Origin of the sequence: Terrabacter sp. LjRoot27, from assembly GCF_964254175.1 — a bacterium.
In the GTDB taxonomy this organism is placed as follows: Bacteria; Actinomycetota; Actinomycetes; order Actinomycetales; family Dermatophilaceae; genus Terrabacter.
Genome location: NZ_CAXUSS020000001.1, coordinates 3,803,715 through 3,822,463, shown reverse-complemented (window position 1 = coordinate 3,822,463; position 18,749 = coordinate 3,803,715). Strand labels below are relative to the sequence as shown.

The 18,749-nt window shown below is 73.3% G+C and carries 16 protein-coding genes; 1 reads left to right on the top strand and 15 read right to left on the bottom strand.

The annotated features are described in order from the left end of the window. Window positions 1–61: 61 nt before the first annotated feature. The 5 genes from ACSQ2D_RS17615 to ACSQ2D_RS17595 all read right to left on the bottom strand — a co-directional run bounded on the left by ACSQ2D_RS17615 (window position 62) and on the right by ACSQ2D_RS17595 (window position 5,281). Window positions 62–3,175, bottom strand: a complete 3,114-nt coding sequence (locus tag ACSQ2D_RS17615; protein WP_435987220.1) for an AfsR/SARP family transcriptional regulator — start codon at window positions 3,173–3,175, stop codon at window positions 62–64. A gap of 120 nt (window positions 3,176–3,295) precedes the next feature. After that, window positions 3,296–3,793 carry a hypothetical protein gene (locus ACSQ2D_RS17610; protein WP_435987219.1) on the bottom strand — a complete coding sequence of 166 codons (498 nt, stop codon included), beginning with the start codon at window positions 3,791–3,793 and terminating at the stop codon, window positions 3,296–3,298. Further along, window positions 3,787–4,374 carry a peptidoglycan recognition protein family protein gene (locus tag ACSQ2D_RS17605; RefSeq protein ID WP_435987218.1) on the bottom strand — a complete coding sequence of 196 codons (588 nt, stop codon included), beginning with the start codon at window positions 4,372–4,374 and terminating at the stop codon, window positions 3,787–3,789. The genes ACSQ2D_RS17610 and ACSQ2D_RS17605 overlap by 7 nt, the downstream gene beginning before the upstream one ends. 3 nt (window positions 4,375–4,377) lie before the next feature. After that, window positions 4,378–4,671: a hypothetical protein gene (locus ACSQ2D_RS17600; RefSeq protein WP_435987217.1), complete on the bottom strand. Its 294-nt coding sequence runs from the start codon at window positions 4,669–4,671 to the stop codon at window positions 4,378–4,380. Between the two features lie 163 nt (window positions 4,672–4,834). Continuing rightward, window positions 4,835–5,281, bottom strand: a complete 447-nt coding sequence (locus tag ACSQ2D_RS17595) for a hypothetical protein (protein WP_435987216.1) — start codon at window positions 5,279–5,281, stop codon at window positions 4,835–4,837. A gap of 253 nt (window positions 5,282–5,534) precedes the next feature. Here ACSQ2D_RS17595 and ACSQ2D_RS17590 point away from each other — a divergent pair, with 253 nt between their 5' ends. After that, entirely contained in the window at window positions 5,535–6,092 is a 558-nt protein-coding gene (locus ACSQ2D_RS17590) for a hypothetical protein (protein ID WP_435987215.1), read from the top strand. 87 nt (window positions 6,093–6,179) lie between these two features. Here ACSQ2D_RS17590 and soxR read toward each other — a convergent pair whose 3' ends face one another. From soxR to ACSQ2D_RS17540, 10 genes are all read right to left on the bottom strand, one after another. Further along, entirely contained in the window at window positions 6,180–6,611 is a 432-nt protein-coding gene (soxR, locus tag ACSQ2D_RS17585) for a redox-sensitive transcriptional activator SoxR (RefSeq protein ID WP_435987214.1), read from the bottom strand. Then, window positions 6,612–7,175, bottom strand: a complete 564-nt coding sequence (locus ACSQ2D_RS17580) for an AAA family ATPase (RefSeq protein WP_435987213.1) — start codon at window positions 7,173–7,175, stop codon at window positions 6,612–6,614. A gap of 431 nt (window positions 7,176–7,606) precedes the next feature. After that, a complete protein-coding gene (locus ACSQ2D_RS17575) occupies window positions 7,607–8,515 on the bottom strand; it encodes an FHA domain-containing protein (RefSeq protein WP_435987212.1) in 909 nt (302 codons plus the stop codon). Beyond that, window positions 8,512–9,810 (bottom strand): VWA domain-containing protein, encoded by a 1,299-nt coding sequence (locus tag ACSQ2D_RS17570; protein ID WP_435987211.1) that lies wholly within the window; start codon window positions 9,808–9,810, stop codon window positions 8,512–8,514. Before ACSQ2D_RS17570 ends, ACSQ2D_RS17575 begins: the two co-directional genes overlap by 4 nt. Continuing rightward, complete coding sequence (locus ACSQ2D_RS17565; RefSeq protein WP_435987210.1) at window positions 9,803–11,062, bottom strand: protein phosphatase 2C domain-containing protein; 1,260 nt, start codon at window positions 11,060–11,062, stop codon at window positions 9,803–9,805. The genes ACSQ2D_RS17570 and ACSQ2D_RS17565 overlap by 8 nt, the downstream gene beginning before the upstream one ends. Then, window positions 11,059–13,497, bottom strand: a complete 2,439-nt coding sequence (locus tag ACSQ2D_RS17560; protein WP_435987209.1) for a tetratricopeptide repeat protein — start codon at window positions 13,495–13,497, stop codon at window positions 11,059–11,061. The genes ACSQ2D_RS17565 and ACSQ2D_RS17560 overlap by 4 nt, the downstream gene beginning before the upstream one ends. Further along, window positions 13,494–14,732, bottom strand: coding sequence for a hypothetical protein (locus ACSQ2D_RS17555; protein ID WP_435987208.1), 1,239 nt, complete (start codon window positions 14,730–14,732; stop codon window positions 13,494–13,496). The genes ACSQ2D_RS17560 and ACSQ2D_RS17555 overlap by 4 nt, the downstream gene beginning before the upstream one ends. After that, window positions 14,729–15,721 carry a glutamate ABC transporter substrate-binding protein gene (locus ACSQ2D_RS17550; RefSeq protein WP_435987207.1) on the bottom strand — a complete coding sequence of 331 codons (993 nt, stop codon included), beginning with the start codon at window positions 15,719–15,721 and terminating at the stop codon, window positions 14,729–14,731. The genes ACSQ2D_RS17555 and ACSQ2D_RS17550 overlap by 4 nt, the downstream gene beginning before the upstream one ends. Next, the gene (locus tag ACSQ2D_RS17545) at window positions 15,718–17,055 is read right to left on the bottom strand and encodes a hypothetical protein (RefSeq protein WP_435987206.1); all 1,338 of its coding nucleotides are present in this window, start codon (window positions 17,053–17,055) and stop codon (window positions 15,718–15,720) included. Before ACSQ2D_RS17545 ends, ACSQ2D_RS17550 begins: the two co-directional genes overlap by 4 nt. Further along, window positions 17,052–18,737, bottom strand: a complete 1,686-nt coding sequence (locus tag ACSQ2D_RS17540) for an AAA family ATPase (protein WP_435987205.1) — start codon at window positions 18,735–18,737, stop codon at window positions 17,052–17,054. Before ACSQ2D_RS17540 ends, ACSQ2D_RS17545 begins: the two co-directional genes overlap by 4 nt. Window positions 18,738–18,749 lie beyond the last annotated feature (12 nt).

Below are 18,749 nucleotides of genomic sequence, written 5' to 3'. Positions count from 1 at the left end.
GGGTTCCGGGTCGGAGCCCGAGATGACGGTCGCAGACTATGCGGGCGCCCCTAACTTCTCGCTAACTCGCGTGAGCAGGGTAAGGGGGTGTGGGGAGCCGCAGGGCGGCGTCGGTCAGGCCGAGGTCCTGGAGCAGGCGCTCGCACTCGGTCCGCTCCGGGTCGGGGTGCAGCGCGCACCGTTGTGCGATGGCCACGCGCCGGGCCAGGTCCGCTGCGAGCTCCAACGGTTGGCCGAGGCGACGCCGCAGCGCGACGAGTCTGCGGACCTGCTGGTCTGCCTGCCGCCACTCGGCCCGGGCCGCGAGCAGGTCGACGTGCAGACGCAGGACGTCTGGGTCCTCCCCGGATCGGGCCCGCGGGTCGAGCTCGGCGCGGGCAGCCGCGAGCTCGGCCTCGGCGCGGTCGAGGTCTCCGAGCCCGCAGTGCACGCGGGCCAGGGCGAGCCGGCAGTGCGCCGTGCCGAGGTCGTCCTGGATCGCCTGGGCCAGGTCGAGTGCCTCGGCGAGCAGTGACTGCGCCTCGTCCCACCGCTGGAGGTCGAGCAGGCCCTCGGCCCGCGTCGTGAGCCAGATGCTCGTCGAGCGCCGCGGTTCCATGGTGCGGGACTGCTCGACGCGCGCGGCGAGCAGCGGATCCGCCTCGGCGGCGCGCCCGACGTTGCGCAGCACGACACCTCGCTGCGCCTCGGCCCGCAGGCGTCCGGCCTCGTCGCCGAGCCTGGAGGCGAGGGCTGCGGCCGCGTCGAACGACGTCATGGCCTCGCCGAAGTGGTCGGCCATCATCGCGGCCCACCCGGACATCGAGAGGGTGCGCTGCTGGGCCTGTGGGTCGTCGAGCTGCCGGGCGACCTCGAGCGCCTGCGCCGCGACGTCAGGGAGCTGGTCGGACTGTTGGCGCTGGGCCAGGACCGCGAAGAGTGAGCTGAGCAGCTCCAACCGCTGCCGCGGCGCCGACATGACGTCCGGTCGCTCGGCATGGGCCTCGAGGGCGACCCGGAGCACCCGCTCGCGGTCGTCGTCGTAGGCACGCATCGCCAGGAAGTCGCGGACGGCGAGGGCCAGCGCTCCGGCCAGATCCGGGTCGCCTTCTCGGCTGGTCGTGACGACGGCGGAGACGAGACTCCCGCGTTCGGCCTCGAACCACTCACGAGGCGTGGCCACGGCCTCCGCCGCCCCGTCGAGCGGGCCGGTGTCGACCTCCGCGGTCGGTCCCGTCGCGGCGGCGTCGGCGCGTCCCCGGCTCTCCTGGAGCGACTCACCCGCGACGCGGGCCAGCCCGAGCCACCGTGTCGCCAGCTCGCGGGTGAGGTTCGACCGGGCATCGGCAGGCTCCTCGGCAGCCAACCGCTCGGCCGCGAGCTGGCTGACGAGGCTGTGGACCCTGTAGCGAGGCTGGTTCGCGCCGTCGCGGCCGACGGGTTCGACGAGGTGCCGGTCGACGAGCTCGTCGAGCGCCCGGTGGGCCTCGATCTCTCTCGTGGTCCCGTGCAGGAGGAACCGGGCGAGCCACGCCGGCCAGTCCCCGGCGGGAGCCAGGGACAGTCGCCGGAACAGGGCTCGGGCAGGAGCCGCGAGGTCGGCGAGCGAGGCGGCGATGCTGGCCCGGACGTCGATGTCACCGGCGGACAGCTCGTCGAGGCGAGCGTGCTCACGAGTCAGGCGTGCAACGAGCTCCTCCACCGTGAGCGAGGAGTTGGTGGCGAGCTTGGACCCTGCGACGCACAGCGCGAGCGGCAGGTGTCCGCAGAGCGAGCTCACCTGGCTCAGCAGCTCGACGTCGTGGACGGCATCGGACTCGGGGCTCGCCAGCTCGGCGATGAGCGAGGCCCCGTCGCTCACCGAGAGGGGCGGGACGATGTGTCGCCGGACCCCGACGAGGCCGGCGAGCTTGCTGCGAGAGGTGACGATGGCGCCCGCGCCCGGGGTGGTCGGGAGCAGCGGCCGCACCTGTGACTCGGCGACCGCACCGTCGAGCACCATGAGGACGCGCCGTCCCGCCGTGCAGCTGCGGAAGAGCGCGAGCCGCTCGTCGAGGCTGCCCGGGATGGCGCCGCTCTCGACGCCGAGCGCCCGCAGGAAGCGTCCGACGATGTGGTGGGGATCCGCGGCGCCGGACGGGTCGTCGCCCAATGCGGCATACAGCGTGCCGTCCGGATAGGCGCTGCTCAGGGCGTGACCGGCCGTGACGGCCAGGGCCGTCTTGCCGACGCCACCGACGCCGACGAGGACGACGACGGCCGGAGGTGCCGCGGTGCGGGCGCGGGGGGCCGCGGCCTGGGCGGAGGCAGGCGTGGAGCGACCGGGTCTGTTTTGGGTGAGGCCCCCGAGCCGCGCGAGCACCGCCCCGAGCAGGGCATCGCGGCCGACGAGGGTCCACGTCGGCGCCGGGAGCTCGCGCGGCAGGCGGTGCGTGACCTCGGGCTCGACCGAGTCACCCCGCAGGATGAGGGAGTTGAGCGCGGCGAGGCGAGGACCCGGGGGGACGCCGAGCTCGTCGACGAAGCGCTGGCGGAGAAGACGATAGGCGGTGGCCGCCTCCGTGCGTCTGCCGGCCGACGCCAAGGCACGCAGACGGTGCTCGTGCAGGCTCTCGTTCCAGGCGTCGCCCTCGAGGTTCGACGCCGTGACAGCGAGCACCTCGTCGTTGCGGCCCAGTTCGGACAGGGCCGCGACATAGAGGTCGACGGCGGCGATCCGCTCGTCGTCGAGCCGGCGTACGACCCCACTGGTGCCCTCGCCGACCACTGCCCCGGCCAGATCACCGAGGGGACGGCCCCGCCAGAGCGCAACGGCTCGGCCGAGCCACTCGACCTGCTGGTCAGGCGTCGCCGACGGGTCGTTCTTGGCGTGGTCCACGAGAGACCGGAACTCGAGCAGGTCCAGGGTGTGGGGTGGCCGCAGGCGCAGCTCGTAGCCGGTGCGGTGCGAGGTGATGAGGTCGCGGCCGTCGGTGCCGAGGCGTCGCCGCAGGGTCGAGATGACGTTCTGGACCTGCTGCTTGGCCGTGGGCGGAGGGTCGTCCCAGAGCAGGTCGATGATCGCCTCGCTGCGCAGCAGCCGGTCGCTCGCGATGAGCAGGTGCGCGAGCACGAGGCGCTCGCGTCCGCCGCCGAGGGGTATGGCGGTGCCGTCGTCGTCGCGGACCTCGACGGGCCCCAGCACCCCGAACTGCACAGGTGCATTCTGCTGTGGTCCACACGTGCCTGCGCAACCCCGGGTTCACGAGTGCGGGGTCCGAGGTCGGGCGGGGCGCCGTCCCAGGAGGAAGGGAGGCGCCCCGCCACGTCGGGGGAGTCAGCCGCAGGCCACGTCGTTCCAGGTGCCGAACCAGGGGATGCCGCCGTAGTCGACCGTCGCCTGGACGTCCACGCAGCGCCCGTTGGTCCCGGTCACCAGCAGGCCGCCCGCGTAGAGGTCGTAGGTGCCCCGGTCGTACGCGGTCTCCGAGAGACCGTTTCGGTGCAGCCTGACCTGCATGTAGTGCCCGCCGGCCGCGACGTCGTAGAGCTGGACGCAGTTGGTGCCACCGTTGTCGGGCGAGTAGCGCAGCTCGACGCGGCCGCGCTTCTCGAGCGAGTCGTTCATGACCTGCTTGGGCCAGCCGCTCACGAGGTTGCCGGGACACTGGGCGACGAGCCGGTAGGGCGCGGGCGTGTAGGAAGCCGCGTGGCTGGTGGCCGCCGTCGCGACGAGTCCCGTGACGGCGAGCGCCGCCGACACGGCGACCCGGACCGTGTGGGCACGCCGGCCGCCACCTGCAGCGCGGTCGGTGGAACCGCTCCTGCCTACCATCCTGTCCGCTCGAGGCACTGGCGGACGGAGTCGCGAACGTCGGTCATGTTCCAGTTGTAGGGGTCGATCTTCCCGGTGGTGCTCGTCTCCTTGTGCGCTCGTACGTAGCGGTACCCGTGGCCGAGCCTGCTGACGATGCGGGCCGCCGCGACGATGGCCGTCGACTTCTGGGAGCTGGTGGCGTACTGGGTCGGGGAGTGGTTGGTCGCGGCGTACTCGACCTCGATGCCGACGTACATCTCGTTGCCGTCACCGGCCGGCATGGGACCGCTCGCGACGGCGGCGCCGGCGTGGTTGGCACGGCCCGCGGCGATGACCCAGCACACGGAGTTGCGGTCGATGAGCACGTGGCACAGCGGTCCCGGCAACGGGTCGGCACCGCCGCGTCCCTCGATGACGGTGTTGAGCGACGGGTGCGGGTTGTCGGCCGTCGCGTAGGCGGCCGTGTGGTGGAGCAGGACACCCTCGGGCGCGAAGCCGCCCGTCGAGGCCGGCCGCTCACGGGTCTCCCACCCGTTCGTCTCGCGTACGGTGAGGCCGGCGCTGCGGAGGGAGTCGGCGAGCCAGAGGATGCGCGCCATGGCTCAGCCCTCCGTCAGGTCGGCGAGGCACTCAGGCGTGCGGGGACGGGCGGGTCGACCGGCAGCGGCTCCTGCGGTCCCGACCGTTTCGGCTTCGCCGCCGGAGTCCCCGACCCGTGCAGCACGTGCGGCGGACGGTGTCGCGACCGCAGCGACGGCGGCGACCGCGAGGCCGGCGACCCCGCGGTGAAGGGCGGCGCGGCGGCCCATGAGGTGGTCGTCGGCCGCGCCGAGGTCGTGGGCCACAGGGTCCGACGACGGTGCGGGGGTGAGGTCTCGCGGTGCGGTTGATGTCATGGTCAGCTCCTCGTGAGATGGGGTCTGGACGTCTCGGGCCCGGGGTCGTGAGTGGGATCCGGGGTCGTGAGTGGGGTCCGGCGCCGGCCGGCCTCCCTGTCTGGTCAAGGCCGGAAAGGGGCCGGTTCGCACCGGTCGATGACGCCGGCGGATCGAGTCCGGGTCAGTGCGCGTAGGGGTTCATCCGCCAGTCGTAGCCGGAGCAGCCGCCCGAGCCGCAGACGCGAATCGCGAAGGCGTCGACCTCTTCGTAGCCGGCCAGGTAGTACGTGTTCGTGCGCACCGGGTCCGAGCCGCAGCCTCCCGAGTCCGTGCGCTCGCCGACCTTGATCCAGATCATGTCCTGGATGGTGCCGCCGTGGCCGACGTACAGGTTGATCGTGGCCGCGACACCGTCGCCGGGGCAGCGGTCGTTGACGTAGAGGTCGTTGATGTTGACGCGGAGCGCGCTGCGGAAGTCGAGGTAGGCCGAGCCGTACGCGCGGCCGTCGGGGGAGGTGGCCGAGACGGTGCCGTCGTCGGCTGAGGCGGGGGCCGCGCCGATCATGGCGCCGGTGAGGGAGAGCACGACAGCGGCGAGGCCGCTGGCGACGGTGGTCCTGCGGATCATGTGAGCCTCCTGTTCGGTGGTGAGCCCATCGTCCGGAGCGCCGCTAACTGCCCGCTAACCGACCGAGGAGCACGGCCCGAGCCCGATCCGGGTGCGCGAGCCCGTCCAGACCTTTGCCCACGCCTTTGCCCGAGCGTGGTTAGCGACTGGTTAGGGGACGTGGAGACGCTCACACGACCACCCGGAGCAGCCGAACGCCCCGGGCCCATCCGCACGGCGCCCTGAGGGCGTCGTCGGGAGAAGGAGTACTCACATGTCCAGCTGGAAGTTACGCGTCCTCTCGCTCGCCCTGACGGCGACGGCCGTGGCGGCCGTGGCCGTCCCGTCGCTCTCGCCGCAGGCAGCGCCCGCCGCCGACGCGCCCTCGAGCACGCTCGTCGCGGTCGCGACCAATCCCTATCCGGCCGACTCGGTGGCTACCGGCTACACGCAGCGGGCGCGCTGGACGATCGACGTGCTGCGCGAGAACCGCCCGATGCTCACGTCGTGCAACCACGGCAACTTCGCCACCGACTCGGGGCACACCTCGGACAGCTACCACTACAGCGGCAACGCCGGTGACTGCTATGCCGGCAACACCCCGGGCCAGTACCCCGGTCCGATCGACAAGGACCAGCTCCAGCGCGCCGCGAACTTCGCCGTCGCCAACGCCGGTCCGCTCAAGGTCCAGCAGGTCATCTGGAACGGCCGGATCTGGACCTGGCCGCGCCGCAGTGAGGGCTGGCGCACCTACACCGGCGGCTCCGGCGTCGTCGGGGGCCACTACGACCACGTCCATGTGAGCATCGCCCGCCCGGGCGACGGCCGCTGACCCGACGGACGACCGTCGCCGCGGTCGGGCCGAGGGACCCCTCGGCCCGACCGCGACTCAGCGGAACCGCTGGACGCGCAGCCGTTCTCAGGGCTCGAGGAGGACGGCACCCGGGCCGTGCTCGGCCAGCACGTCGGAGGGGTTGTTGAGCGCGCACGTGCGCAGGCTGAGGCAGCCGCAGCCGATGCAGGAGTCGAGCTGGTCGCGCAGCTTCTCGATGCGGCGGATCTGCTCGTCGAGCCGGCCGCGCCAGGCGCGCGAGAGGCGGGCCCAGTCGGTGGCGGTGGGGGTGCGTGCGTCCGGGAGCGTGGACAGGGCCGCGCCGATCTCCTCGAGCGACAGCCCGACCCGCTGGGCCGCCCGGATGAACGACACCCGCCGGATCGTGGCCCGCTCGTAGCGCCGCTGGTTGCCCGTCGTGCGGACCGAGGTGATGAGCCCGAGGTCCTCCCAGTAGCGCAGCGCGGAGGTGGCCGCGCCGGTGCGCTCGGCGACCTGCCCGATGGTCAGGCCCGACATCTAGGCGATCCTCGCCTCGGCCAGGCGCGCGAGGATCTCCTCGACGGTCTCGTCCGGCGTCTGCTGCGAGCTGTCGAGCCACAGCCCGATGTGCGGCGTCTCGGTGCGCACCTTGTGGTCGAAGTCGCGGATCGACCAGAGGTCGCCGTAGCCGACCTTGACGCGTTCGGACTCGCGCTGCATGACGGTGCCCACGTCGGGCGCGAGCATGACGAGGCTGAGCGGTCGCGCGGTCAGCTGGTCGAGGAACGGCCGGAGGGTCGTGCCGACGAAGAGGTCCTGGACGACGACGGTGAAGCCGGCCGCGGCGTACTCGTTCGCGGAGTGCGCGGCGATGGCGTGGCGCAGGGCGAGCTGTCTCTCCGCCTCGGGGTCACCGTGCGGCGACATGTCGACGCGACCGCGCACGACGACGCGGCGGAACTCGTCACCGCGCAGGTGCACCGCGTGGGAGAAGCGCTCCGCGAGGAGCTGGGAGACGGTCGACTTGCCCGCAGCCATGACGCCGGTGACGACGATGACCTGCGGGATGTCGACGGCGGTGTGGAGGGGCCGGTCGCTCACACCGCACCACCCTAGGCGCCCGGGAGTGAAAAGTCGTCAGAGTTCATGTGACGTTCAAGTAGCGTCCGCAGACCTCCGCCGCCTGACACCGATCCCGTATGCCGTCACGTCCCGTCGAGTGGCCCCGTCGTCCCAGGGCGGGTGCCCATCACCCCGTCGAGTGGCCCCGTCGTCCCAGGGCGGGTGCCATCACCCCGTCGAGTGGCCCCGTCGTCCCAGGGCGGGTGCCATCACCCCGTCGAGTGGCCCCGTCGTCCCACAGCCGGTGCGCACCACCCGTCGGGTGGCCCCGTCGTCGCTGCCGGCCCGCACGGGCCGTGGGACGACTGGGACGACTGGGACGACTGGGACGGGGTGGCCACTCGAGTGCCGGGGGCGGCGGGGTGGCGGGCGGGTTGAGACGGGGCGTCAGGCGTAGGCCCGACGGGGCGTCAGGCGTAGGCCTCGACCTCGTCGGGTGTGGCACGACGCACGACGACGCGGGTCCACGCGCCGACGTAGAGGCGGTCGTCGTCGCCGAGCTCGGTCTTGGGACCGACCGCGATGGAGCGCTGGGGGAGCGGTCCCGACGCGGGGCCGACGAAGGTGCCGTTGGAGCTGCCGAGGTCCTCGACGAACCAGCGCGAGCCGTCGGTGGTCAGCTGCGCGTGGCGGCGGCTGACCCCGGGGTCGGACGACAGGTCGATCTCGGGGTTGGTGTTCTTGCTCGTGGACACGCGGCCGAGCAGGACGCTCCGGTGGCGCAGCGGCATGATCGTCGGCAGACCCGGTGACGGGCAGGGGTCCTCCGCCTCCTGGGTCTGGTACCAGTCCGGGTCGACCCAGACCTCGGCCAGCCACTCGAAGGACGTCGTGGCCTCCCCGGCCGGGCCGTCGGCGGCAGCGGCAGCGCCGGAGCCCGCGGACGCGGGACCGACGGCCTCGCCGTCGGGCTCGGTGTCGGTGAGGCCGCCGGGGCCGGCAGAGGGGTCGCGCGGCATCGCGCCGGTCGTGAAGTCGTAGCCGCAGGCCTCGCAGAAGAGTGCGCCGTCGGGGTTCTCGGTCTGGCAGTTGGGGCACACCAGGGCCGCCGGTGCGGCCGGGTCCGCCGTGGCGGGTGTCGAGGCGGCGGGGGCGGCAGGAGCCGGCGGGTCGAGGTCGAGCGAGGAGCCGGACGAGGGCGCGACGCCGGACGCCGGGCCGGACGCCGGGCCGTTCGCGGTGCCGTTGGCGGTGCCCGTGGCACCGCCCCCGACGCCGCCGCCCGAGGCCGGCTGGGCGCTCGCGTCGATGGGGGAGCCGCAGGTGTCGCAGTAGTCCTCGGCCTCGGACGTGTGCCCGTTGGGGCAGACAGCGCTCACCGGCGCACCCTGCTCGTCTTCGTGGACGCCGTGTCGAGCGACATCTCGTCGATCTTCGACGCACCCTTCTTGAGGCGGACGGTCCCCGTGTCGGCGTCGTCGATCTCGACGACCTTCCGGAGGCGCGAGGTCATCTCCTCGTTGCCGGTCTGGTCGGCGAGCTGGACGGCCCGGCCGAGCTTCGAGGTCGCGACGTCGTCCTGGCCGGCGGCCTTGGCGGCGAGGCCCTCCTGGATGACGGTGGCGAGCTCGGCCTGCCCGGTGTAGGCGGCGACCGCGGGGTCGATGCGCGTCGTCAGCGAGTCGTCGTTGCTCCACTTGGCCTTGACGAGGGCCTGCGCTACGGGGTCTCCGCCGAGCGAGAACTGCACCCGCGCCGCGAGCTGCTCCTGGCCGAGCGTGCGAGCCGGGAGCCGGACCGCCACGTGGTAGTCGCGGCTCTCGTCGGACCACGCACCGGTCGGGTAGGCGCCGGTGAGCGGGTTGACGACCGTGCGACGCGACGTGAGGTCCTCGAGCGTGGGCGACACCTGCTTGACGAAGAGCAGCTCGGCTCCCTGGGGGACCCACACGCGCAGCTCGGAGTTGGCGACGCCGCGCGACATCGAGGTGCGCATCATGGCCTCGAACTCGGCCGCCATCTCCTCGGGGGCCGGGATGAGGTCGACGGTGCCGAGCAGCGCCGAGGCGATGCCGCGCACCTCGTCGACGCGCCACTGGTCGCCGACACCGCGGCAGTCGCACTGGAAGGCACCGACGCAGCTGCGGACCGCGGCCTGCAGCGACTGGGGCGTCTCGCCCTCGTTGACGCCGTCGGTGAGCAGGATCGCATGGCGCTTGGTCACGTGCGGCACGGTCTCGAAGATCTGCCGGGCGAGCGAGAGCCACGTGCCCATCGCCGTGCCGCCGTTGGCGCGCAGGCCGTCGATGGCCCGGTTGGCCTCACCGCGGGTGTGCGCCGACATCGGCACGAGCGCGCCCTGGTGGCTGTAGGGGTAGACGATCTGTGCGGTGCCGTTGCCGGACACGATGGAGAAGAGCGTGCCGTCGACGATCTCGGCGAGGGCGGCCTTGGCGGCCTCACCGGCGGCCTGGACACCGCGCCGGCCCATCGAGCCGGACGTGTCGATGAGGATGACCTCGGCCGCCGAGCCGGGGTCGGCGAGCCCGGCCGAGGTTCCTGCCGATGCGCCCGCGGAGGCGCCGGTCGACGTCACGCGGACGATCGCGTGCACGTCGGTGCCCCCGTCGGGCAGGAACTCGTTCTGGAACACCTCTGCCGTGAAGTCAGCCATCGGTCGGGTCCCCTTCCACCGGCGCCGCTGCGGTCGCCTCGGTCGTCGTCGTGCTCGATCCTCGCCCAGCCAGTCTGGCGAGGGCAACCGTGATGTTGTCGCGTCCACCCTGCTCGTTGGCGAAGTCGACGAGGGCCTGCGCCACCGTGGTGGGCGACGGGTCCTCGATCCGTGCGGCCGCGTCGGTGAGCAGGCTGCGCAGCGCCTCGGCCTCGGAGCAGTAGTTCCACAGCCCGTCGGAGCAGACCATGAGCCAGCCGGGCGTCGCCGTCATCGTCGTCAGGTGCGGCGTGAGGTCGTCGGGTGCGTCCTTGCCGAGCCAGCGCGTGATCGAGTGCGCGTGCGGCCCGGTCTCGGCCTCGAGCCTGGGGACACCCGCGGCCATCTGCTCCTGGGCGAAGGAGTCGTCGCGGCCGAGCTGGCGTGCCGGCTCCGCCGCGTCGTCGGGCAGCCAGTAGACCCGGCTGTCGCCGACGTTGCCCGCGACGATGACGTCGTCCTCGACGACGGCGGCCGCGAAGGTGCACGACGGCGGGTTGGGGACGTCCTCGACGACGGAGGCGGCGACCGCCTCGTTGGCGCGGGTCACGGCGCTCGTGAGCGCGCGCCCGGCGCCGGCGGCCCAGGCGTCCGGGGTGCCGACGCCCTTGGGGAAGGGCTGGTCGAGGACCGCCCGAGCGGCCTTCGCGGCAGCGAGCGAGGCGATGTGCGAGTCGGTGGCCATCGAGACGCCGTCGCAGACGACGAGGACGGCCCGCGACCCCGCCGGCTCGCCGGCGCTGAGCGACATGGCGTCCTCGTTGCGGGCGTGGCGCTTGCCGATGTCGCAGACGCCGCCGACCCACGACGTCGGCGACTCGACGAGGTGGTCGCGCGGGTTGGGCGGCGGGGTGCCGCAGTGGTCGCAGTAGCCGTCGACGATGTGCCCCTCGCCGCAGGCGTGGCACGTGAGCTCGTCGGCGACGGGGGCGACGGCCGCGGAGGGCACGGCCCCGGTCCAGCCGACGTCGAGCGGGGACTCCTCACCGGCGGGCGCCGTCTGTGGCGTCGCCGAGGCGAGCACGGTGCCGTCGGAGACGTCGGCCGCGGGCTGCGTCCCGTTCGCGGCCCGGACCGCGACGACGAGGTCGGCTCCGCACGCCTCGCAGAAGGTCGACTCGGCCGGGTTGGCCGTGCCGCAGGCGGGGCAGTCCCGCGAGCCGGTCGGCGCAGGAGCGGGTTGGGGTGCTCCCGTGGTCGGGATGTCGGTCACCAGAGGCTCCAGGGTCGGATGGCGTTGGCCTCGTCCACGAGGGGGACGCGCTCGGACAGGTCGGGGGTGCGCTTGGCCAGCTCGCGCAGGGCCTCCTCGAGCCCGAGACGCAGGCCGTTGGGGGTGCCCTTGTGCTCGCCGAGGCGGACATCGGCCTTGTTGCCGCTCTTCTCCACGGTGACGAGCGCCTCACGGTAGATCAGCGTCGTGAGCTCGGCCCGGCGCCGCGCCGACAGCGAGGTGTCGTCGAGCGTGCGCAGTGCCTCGGCGAGGTCGGGCAGTCCCCGGTTGGCCTTGGTGAGCAGCTCGGCGAGGCCCGCCCGCGCCGTGCGGTAGGCGCTCGACTGGACCGGGACGAGGCGGTATGCCGCCACGGCCCCCTCGACGTCGGACCGCGCGGCCCGGATGCGGGCGAGGCCGAAGGCAGCCATGGGGACGTAGGTCGCGTCGGTGCGCGCGCACGCGACGTAGAGGTTCTCGGCGACGGCGTCGTCCCCGGCCTGCTCCGATGCCTGGGCGAGCGCGAGCTTTGGCGCGAGCTCTCCGGGCACCTGGCCGTAGACGGCGTTGAACGCGGCCTGCGCGGCCCGCGAGTCGCCCCGCTCGAGGGCGGCGAGGCCCTGGATCCACACGGCCCGCCACTCCCACGGGTCGGCGCTCAGCAGCTCGCCGGCGGTCGACTCGGCGACGTCGGGCTGGCCGGCGTCGAGGGCGGTGCGGGCCTGCTCGAGGAGCACCTCCGTCGTGCGCACGGCGGCACGCTTGAGCGTCGCGAGGCGCTCCTCCGGCGAGCCGGACACCGTGGTGAGCCAGCCGGTCTGCGGGTCGTGCGGGTCGCGGCGCAGGGCCGGGAGGTTGCGCCAGTCGTCGGGCTCGACGCCCGGCGTCGGCACGTCGAAGAGGAGCGAGCTGACCGTGGTCGCGGCGGCGCCGGACCCGCGGTCGAGGGCGACGACCTCGCGGAGCACCCCGACCATCTGCGAGCGCAGCTCGTCGGCGGAGACGAAGCGGTCGTCGCGGTTGGGCGCGCACGCCTTGGCGACGAGCCGGTAGAAGGAGTCGTAGCGCTGGAAGACCGGGACGGTGTCCTGGGCCGGCAGGGTGTTGAGGTAGGTCGTCTGGTAGCCGCGGAACTCCATCGTCAGCACGACGAGCGTGCGTCCGATCGTGTAGATGTCGGAGGCGGCGGAGACGCCGAGCTCGGCGACCTCGGGGGCCTGGTAGCCGACGGTGCCGAAGATCGCCGAGTCGTCGTCGTCGGCACGGCGCACGCCACCGAGGTCGATGAGCTTGACCTCGTCGCCGACCTGGATGATGTTGTCGGGCTTGAAGTCGCAGTAGACGAGCCCGAGGTCGTGGAGGTACTGGAACGACGGCAGGATCTCGAGGATGTAGGCGAGAGCCTGGTCGACGGGCAGCGGGTCGTACTTCCCGGCGGCCTGGAGACGCTGCTTGAGGATGGACTTGAGCGACGTGCCGCCGACGTACTCCATGACGATGTAGCCGGCGTCGTCGTGCGTGACGAAGTTGTAGATCTCGACGATGCTCGGGTGCGACACCTGCGCGAGGAAGCGCTGCTCGGCGATGGCCGCCGCGAGGGCGTCGGGGTCGGCCGAGTTGAGCAGGCCCTTGAGCACGACCCACCGGTCGGACACGTTCTTGTCGCGGGCGAGGTAGATCCAGCCGAGGCCACCGTGGGCGAGGCAGCCGGCCACCTCGTACTGCCCGGCGACGAGGTCGCCGGCCTTGAGCTTGGGGTCGAAGGAGAACGGGTGGCGGCAGTTGGCGCAGAAGCCGGTCGTGCGGCCGGGCTTGCCGTCGCGACCACGGCCGACGGGCTCGCCGCACTTCGGGCAGAAGCGCTTGTTCTCGGGCACGGAGGGGTTGGTGAGCAGCGCCTTCTCGGCGTCGATCTCGGGCGCGGGGCGCACCGAGGTGATGCCGCCTCCGAGACGGGCCGAGCGCAGCCGCTGCGAGCCGCCGGTGCGACGCGTCGCGATGGACCCGGACTCGCGGGCGCGCTTGGAGCCCAAGGCTGCCGACGCGAGGTTGCTCGAGGCGGCCGAGCGCGTGGAGATCTCGGGGCCGACGCCTCCGGTGGCCGCTGAGGCGGCGGACCCGCCGGTCGGGTCGGCCGCGGCCGCCGACGAGGGGGCGGCATACCCGGCCACCCCGAGCTGGTCGGCGGGCGTGCCGCAGACGTTGCAGTAGCCCGCGTCGATCGTGCCGGTGCACCCGGGCTGCTGGCAGGCGCCGCCCTCGGGGATGGACGGACCGGACGGCGCAGCCGCGGCCGCGGCAGCCGGGGCAGACGCGCCGCCGGCTCGGGCCGGCGCACCGACGGCGGGCGCCGGGGTGGACCCGGCGGCCATGCCGCACACGTCGCAGTAGCCGTCGACGATCGTTCCGGTGCAGCCCGGCTGCGTGCAGTTCATGGGCGGGGCCTCTGGGGTCGGGGTGCGGACGGACGGGGGGCGGCGCGACCGGCACGGGGCTGCGGGCGGGTCGCCGCGTCGACGTAGGCCGAGAAGGCGGCCGCGAGGGCACGGGCACGGGCGATCGGCAGTGGCCGCGACGCGAGCGTCTCGTCGAGCCGTCGGCGCAGCTCGGCCACGTCGGCCCCCGCCTCGGGAGTCAGGGTCGCCGCCGCGGCCATGGCGCCGACGGCTCCCACGAGCCCGACGACCTCGTCGCGCTCGGCCAGCCCGGCGGCATACGTCTCGTGGGCCAGGTCGAGCGCGCGCGAGACCCGCTCGAGCTTGTCGCGGTATGCCGTGAGCTCGGCTGCCGCCTGCGGCACGGGTCCCAGCGCACGGACGTTGGGGATCGCGAGGTGCGGGGCCGGCGTGATCGCCTGGAGGCAGGCGCGTTCGAGGGCGCGGATGGCGGCGGCGCGCGCGTCGAGCTCCTCGACCTGCTGCTGGGTGCGCACCCGGCTGCGGGCCGCGGAGGCTCGCTCGGCGGCCGCCACGATGAGGTCGCGCTCGAGCACGGCCACGTCGATCTCGAGCGGGCCGATGATGCCGCCGACGTCGGCACCCCGACGGGCGCGCTCGACGAGGTCGCCCATCCTGCGGTCCAGGCGCGCGAGCTTCTCGGTGGCCTCGTCACGCTGCGTGCCGGCCGGGACGAGGGGGATCTGGTCGCGCGTGCGCTCGATCCCGGCGCGCACCAGGGTGATCCGCTGGGTCGCCTCCGCGGCCCCCGGTGCGAGGGAGGCGCGGGCCTGGAGGGTGCGGGTCAGCGAGTCGAGCAGCCGGCACGCCTCGGGCAGGCTCACGGCCAGCGAGCCGCTCGACGGCAGCGAGAGGTGCTCGGTCGTGTTGGAGTCGAGCCGTCCGTGGATCAGGGTCGAGAGCCGCTCGGCCTCCACCGGTCCGACGCGGCCACCGTCGAAGGTCGTCTCGAGCAGGGTGAGGCGGTCGCTGACGGCCTTCCAGAAGGTCAGCGCGACGGTGAGGTCGGTGGTGATCGCGACCTGCTCGGCCTGTGAGAGCTTGAGGACGGCGCGGTCGACCTCGCCGAGGTCGGCGCGACGCTGGGCGACCCACTCGCGCAACGCGTTGAGGTAGGTCTGGGCCTCGCCGGCCTGGACGGGCACGCCGAGCCGACCGGGCGCCGTCGGAGCGACGGTGCCCGGGTCGGGGTGGCTCTGCGGCACTGCGCTCATCGTCCGTAGACCGGGGTCGGGGGTGCGGGCGCCGGGCCGAGCGGTGCGGCGAGCCAACGGTTGTAGATGGCCTTCCACTCGCCGTCGGCCTCGAGGTCGGCGATGACGCGGTTGACGTAGCGCGCGAGGTAGACGTCGGACTTGTTGACGCCCAGGCCGTAGGGCTCGACGGTGATCGCCTTGGCGCTCGTGATGACGGTGTTGGGGTCCTGGGCCGCGAGGCCGGCGAGCACGGTGTCGTCACCCGTGATGGCGTCGGCCTTGCCCTGCTGGAGCAGCACGAGGCAGCCGGTGTGCGTGCCTGCCGTCACGACGACCGGGCCCTCGACCTGCTCGAGCTTGGTCAGCGACGTCGTGCCGGTGGGGGCACAGACCCGCTTGCCCTTGAGGTCGGCGAGACTGAGGTCCTTGGCGCCGGGCAGGGCCTTGCTGACGAGGACCTTCTGGCCGGAGCGGTAGTACTCGGCGGAGAAGGCGATGTCGTTCCAGCGCCCGCACGTCATCGACATGTTGCGCGCGACCATGTCGATCGGGCGGTCGGGATCCTTGAGGAGCGGGATGCGGTCGCCGGCGGTGATGACCCGCAGCTGCACCTTGTTCGGGTCACCGAAGATCGCCTTGGCGACGGCCCGCGCCATGTCGATGTCGAAGCCCTCGATGCCGCCGGTGAAGGCGTTGCGGGCACCGAAGAGGTAGGTGTCGGCCGAGACACCGACGGTGATGAACCCCTTGCTGATGATCCGGCGCATCGACGGGTCGGTGATGTCGCCCCGGCTCGGCAGGTTCGGCAGCGGGTCGTAGGACTGGGTCGCGTTGGCGCACGTCGGCGCGGCCACGGCGGGCGCGCTGCTCGAGGGCTTCGGCGGGGCGCTCGTCGGCAGCTGCGTCTCGGCGTACGTCACGCCGGAGCAGCCCGCGAGGGCGCCGAGGCCGACCACGGCGACGAGGCTGGAGAAACGACGCCGCAGGGTCGCGCTGGTGGTGCTCATCGGTACTCCTCGGTCCGCTGGCCGACTCCTCGGATGATGAGCCACGATGCGACGAGGGCCACCAGGGCCACGACGACGGCGATGAGGGGCGCGCTGCCCCCGAGCTTCTCCAGGGTCGTGACGGTCGCCTTGCCGGCACTGTCGCGGGCCTGCGTCACGCTCACGTCGAAGGTGCCGAAGGTCTTCGCGGCGCCTCCGTCGGCCGTGCTCGTCGACAGCTTGACCGCGTCGTCCCAGCGGCCGCCGTTGTCGAGGGAGCGCACCTTGACGTGCGCGTCGACGTAGTCGGTCCACTGCTCCTGCAGGGTGGCGCTGTCGTCGAGCGTGGCGAGGGTCGCGTCGACGGTCTTGCGGTCGGCGACCCAGGCCTGCTCGTTGGAGGCTCCCGAGCCCCGGCGGATCAGGGTCAGGCTCTCGTTGGCGCGGGCGTCGTTGGCCGCCGTCGTCACGTTCGCGAGGGCGACGGCTCGCTGGTAGCTGCCGTTGGAGACGTCGCGGGTCGCGCTGCCGACGCCGGTGATGACGGTCGCCGTGACGAAGAGCGCGACGAGGAGCAGCGCGATGGCGCCCGTCAGTGACGGGTTGAGGTAGCGGTGCGTGCGCTTGGCGAGCCAGACCGCGAGCGCGACGAGCCCGATGAGCGACAGGACGCCCACGAGCAGCTGGAGGCTCGAGTTGCTGCGATCGAACTCCTTCTTCGCGCGGTCCTCGTTGGCCTTGACGACCTGCGTCACGATCGGGATGGCATCGGCGCGCAGACCCGCGCTCGCCTGGGTGAGGTACTGCGCTCCGACCGGCAGGCCGAGCCGGTTGTTGGAGCGGGCCTGCTCGACGAGGGCGGCATACGTCTGCACGCGCTGGGACAGGACCCCGAGGGCGTTGCCGTCGGCGGGCTGGGCAGCCGCGGCCTCGGCGATCCCCGACGCCACCCGACCCATCGCGCCCTCGTAGCTGGCACGCGACTCGGGCGACTCGAGGCCGCCGACGAGGAAGGCGTTGGTGGCGACGGCGTCGGCGCGCAGGAGGTCGACGTGGATCGACTGGGCCCGGACCACCTGGGCACTGTTGTTGGCGGCGCGCTCGACCGCGGACTGCGAGGCGAGGAGCGCGTTGGCGCTCACGGCGCCCAGCAGGACGGCGGCGAGGACGCCGAGCAGTCCGAACAGCCGCATCCGGCCGGGCGTGCCGTGGAGCAGCCGGCTCGCGATGCCGCGGGCACCGGGGACGCCGCCCGAGAGGCTGCCGGCGATGGTGCGCGGCGCCTGGCCCGTGGGCGCGCCGGACGACGCACCCGCCGGGATGGCGACGGGGATGTTCGTCGTCGGTGCGCTCATGCGGTGTCCTCGTGCTCGTTCGCGCTGGTGTCGTCGGGCTCGGCCTGCTCGCCGTGCTCGTCCGAGACTGCCTCATCGGTGCCCGCCGGACCATCAGGGTCTGCCCTGAGCTCCGCCGGATCCTGCGGTGGAGCGTCGGCCGTGACCGGTGCGTCGGCCGGTGCGTCGGCCGGTGCGTCGGCCGGAGCCTCGGCCGGCCCGTCGGGCTGGTCGGTGAAGTCGTCTGCGGTGAGTAGACGCAGGTCGTCGCGCGTCGGCTCCGTCGCGTCCTTGAGGCGCCACGCGTGGCGACCCACGGCGTGCTCGAAGACGTTGCGCGAGAATCGCCCGTTGCCGAACGCGGGCGTGCGCGGCGTGGCCTCGAGCTGGTGCCGGACGCGGGTCCGGGCGTCGTCGGTCAGCTCGTAGTCGCTGCCTCCGGCGATGGAGTCGAGGATCGCGAGCAGCTCGTCGTCGGAGTAGTCGTCGAACTCGATCGTCGTCGTGAACCGGCTGGCCAGGCCCGGGTTCTGGGCGATGAAGCCGACCATCGGGTCGGGGTAGCCCGCCACGATGACGACGAGGTCCTCGCGGTGGTCCTCCATCTCCTTGACGAGGGTGTTGACGGCCTCCTGGGCGTACTGGTCGCCGGTCAGGGCGTAGGCCTCGTCGATGAAGAGCACCCCGCCCGTGGCCTTGGCGCAGACCTCGGCGGTCTTCATCGCGGTCTGCCCGACGTATCCGGCCACGAGCTCGCTGCGGTCGACCTCGACGAGCTGGCCGGTGGGCAGCAGGCCGAGCGCCTTGTAGATGCCGCCGACGAGCCGCGCCACCGTCGTCTTCCCGGTGCCGGGGTTGCCGACGAAGATGAGGTGACGGCTCATCTTCGGAGCCTTGAGCCCGGCCTGGGTGCGCATCTTCTCGACGGTGAGCAGGGCGACCTGCCGGTGGATCTCCTTCTTGACCCGCTCGAGGCCGATCATCGCGTCGAGCTCGGCGAGGAGCTCCTCCACCGACTTCTCGGGCTCGGCGGGCTTCGCCGGCTCGGCCGGCGGGTCGGGCGGTGCGGCCGTGGCCGTCGCGCCGGGGTCGGGCAGGCCGGCCGGGTCGCCCGGCGCCGCAGGCTGGCCCGGCAGCACGAGGTCGAGCAGGCGGGGGTCGATCGGGCCGGCGATGGTCGGACGCATCGTGTCGGGGGAGCCGAGACCCATGCCGGGCAGGCCGACGTGGAGCCGGCGGTCTGCGCCGGAGTCGCCCCCCGGGAACGTGGGCACGCGCTGCGAGGGGAGCCGTGCGGCGGCGAGGTAGGCACCGGAGGCCGCCGACGCGTTGGCGATGACCCAGATCGGCGCGGTGCCGAGCATGACGGCGGACGAGGCCACCTCGGTCAGCGCCTCGGCGTACTCGGCGGCGAGGGCGTGCCGGGAGGCGACGAGGGCCTCGAGCAGGTCGGTCGGGGCGCCGCGCCAGCGGCGCCCGGACGAGGCAGCGTCGAAGAACGCCTCGTTGATGCGGGCGATGTCGGTCAGGCCGGGGTGTGCGACCTCGGCCCAGGCGGGCGCGGCACCGGGCACGGACTCGGCCAGTGCTGCCGCGACGCGCAGGCCCTCGTCACGGGCGGCGGCCGGGTCGAGACCGGCCTCCGCGGCGACGTCGCTCAGCTGCTCCAGGCTCTCGGCGAGGCGCGACTCGTCAGTGGTCATGGTCCACACCCG

Coding starts and splice junctions, on each gene's coding strand:
- ACSQ2D_RS17595 (WP_435987216.1), bottom strand. CDS start 5,281: ATGATCCGCAGGACCACCGTCGCCAGCGGCCTCGCCGCTGTCGTGCTC.
- ACSQ2D_RS17545 (WP_435987206.1), bottom strand. CDS start 17,055: ATGAGCGCACCGACGACGAACATCCCCGTCGCCATCCCGGCGGGTGCG.
- ACSQ2D_RS17540 (WP_435987205.1), bottom strand. CDS start 18,737: ATGACCACTGACGAGTCGCGCCTCGCCGAGAGCCTGGAGCAGCTGAGC.
- ACSQ2D_RS17560 (WP_435987209.1), bottom strand. CDS start 13,497: ATGAACTGCACGCAGCCGGGCTGCACCGGAACGATCGTCGACGGCTAC.
- ACSQ2D_RS17555 (WP_435987208.1), bottom strand. CDS start 14,732: ATGAGCGCAGTGCCGCAGAGCCACCCCGACCCGGGCACCGTCGCTCCG.
- ACSQ2D_RS17605 (WP_435987218.1), bottom strand. CDS start 4,374: ATGGCGCGCATCCTCTGGCTCGCCGACTCCCTCCGCAGCGCCGGCCTC.
- ACSQ2D_RS17570 (WP_435987211.1), bottom strand. CDS start 9,810: ATGGCTGACTTCACGGCAGAGGTGTTCCAGAACGAGTTCCTGCCCGAC.
- ACSQ2D_RS17610 (WP_435987219.1), bottom strand. CDS start 3,793: ATGGTAGGCAGGAGCGGTTCCACCGACCGCGCTGCAGGTGGCGGCCGG.
- soxR (WP_435987214.1), bottom strand. CDS start 6,611: ATGTCGGGCCTGACCATCGGGCAGGTCGCCGAGCGCACCGGCGCGGCC.
- ACSQ2D_RS17590 (WP_435987215.1), top strand. CDS start 5,535: ATGTCCAGCTGGAAGTTACGCGTCCTCTCGCTCGCCCTGACGGCGACG.
- ACSQ2D_RS17550 (WP_435987207.1), bottom strand. CDS start 15,721: ATGAGCACCACCAGCGCGACCCTGCGGCGTCGTTTCTCCAGCCTCGTC.
- ACSQ2D_RS17600 (WP_435987217.1), bottom strand. CDS start 4,671: ATGACATCAACCGCACCGCGAGACCTCACCCCCGCACCGTCGTCGGAC.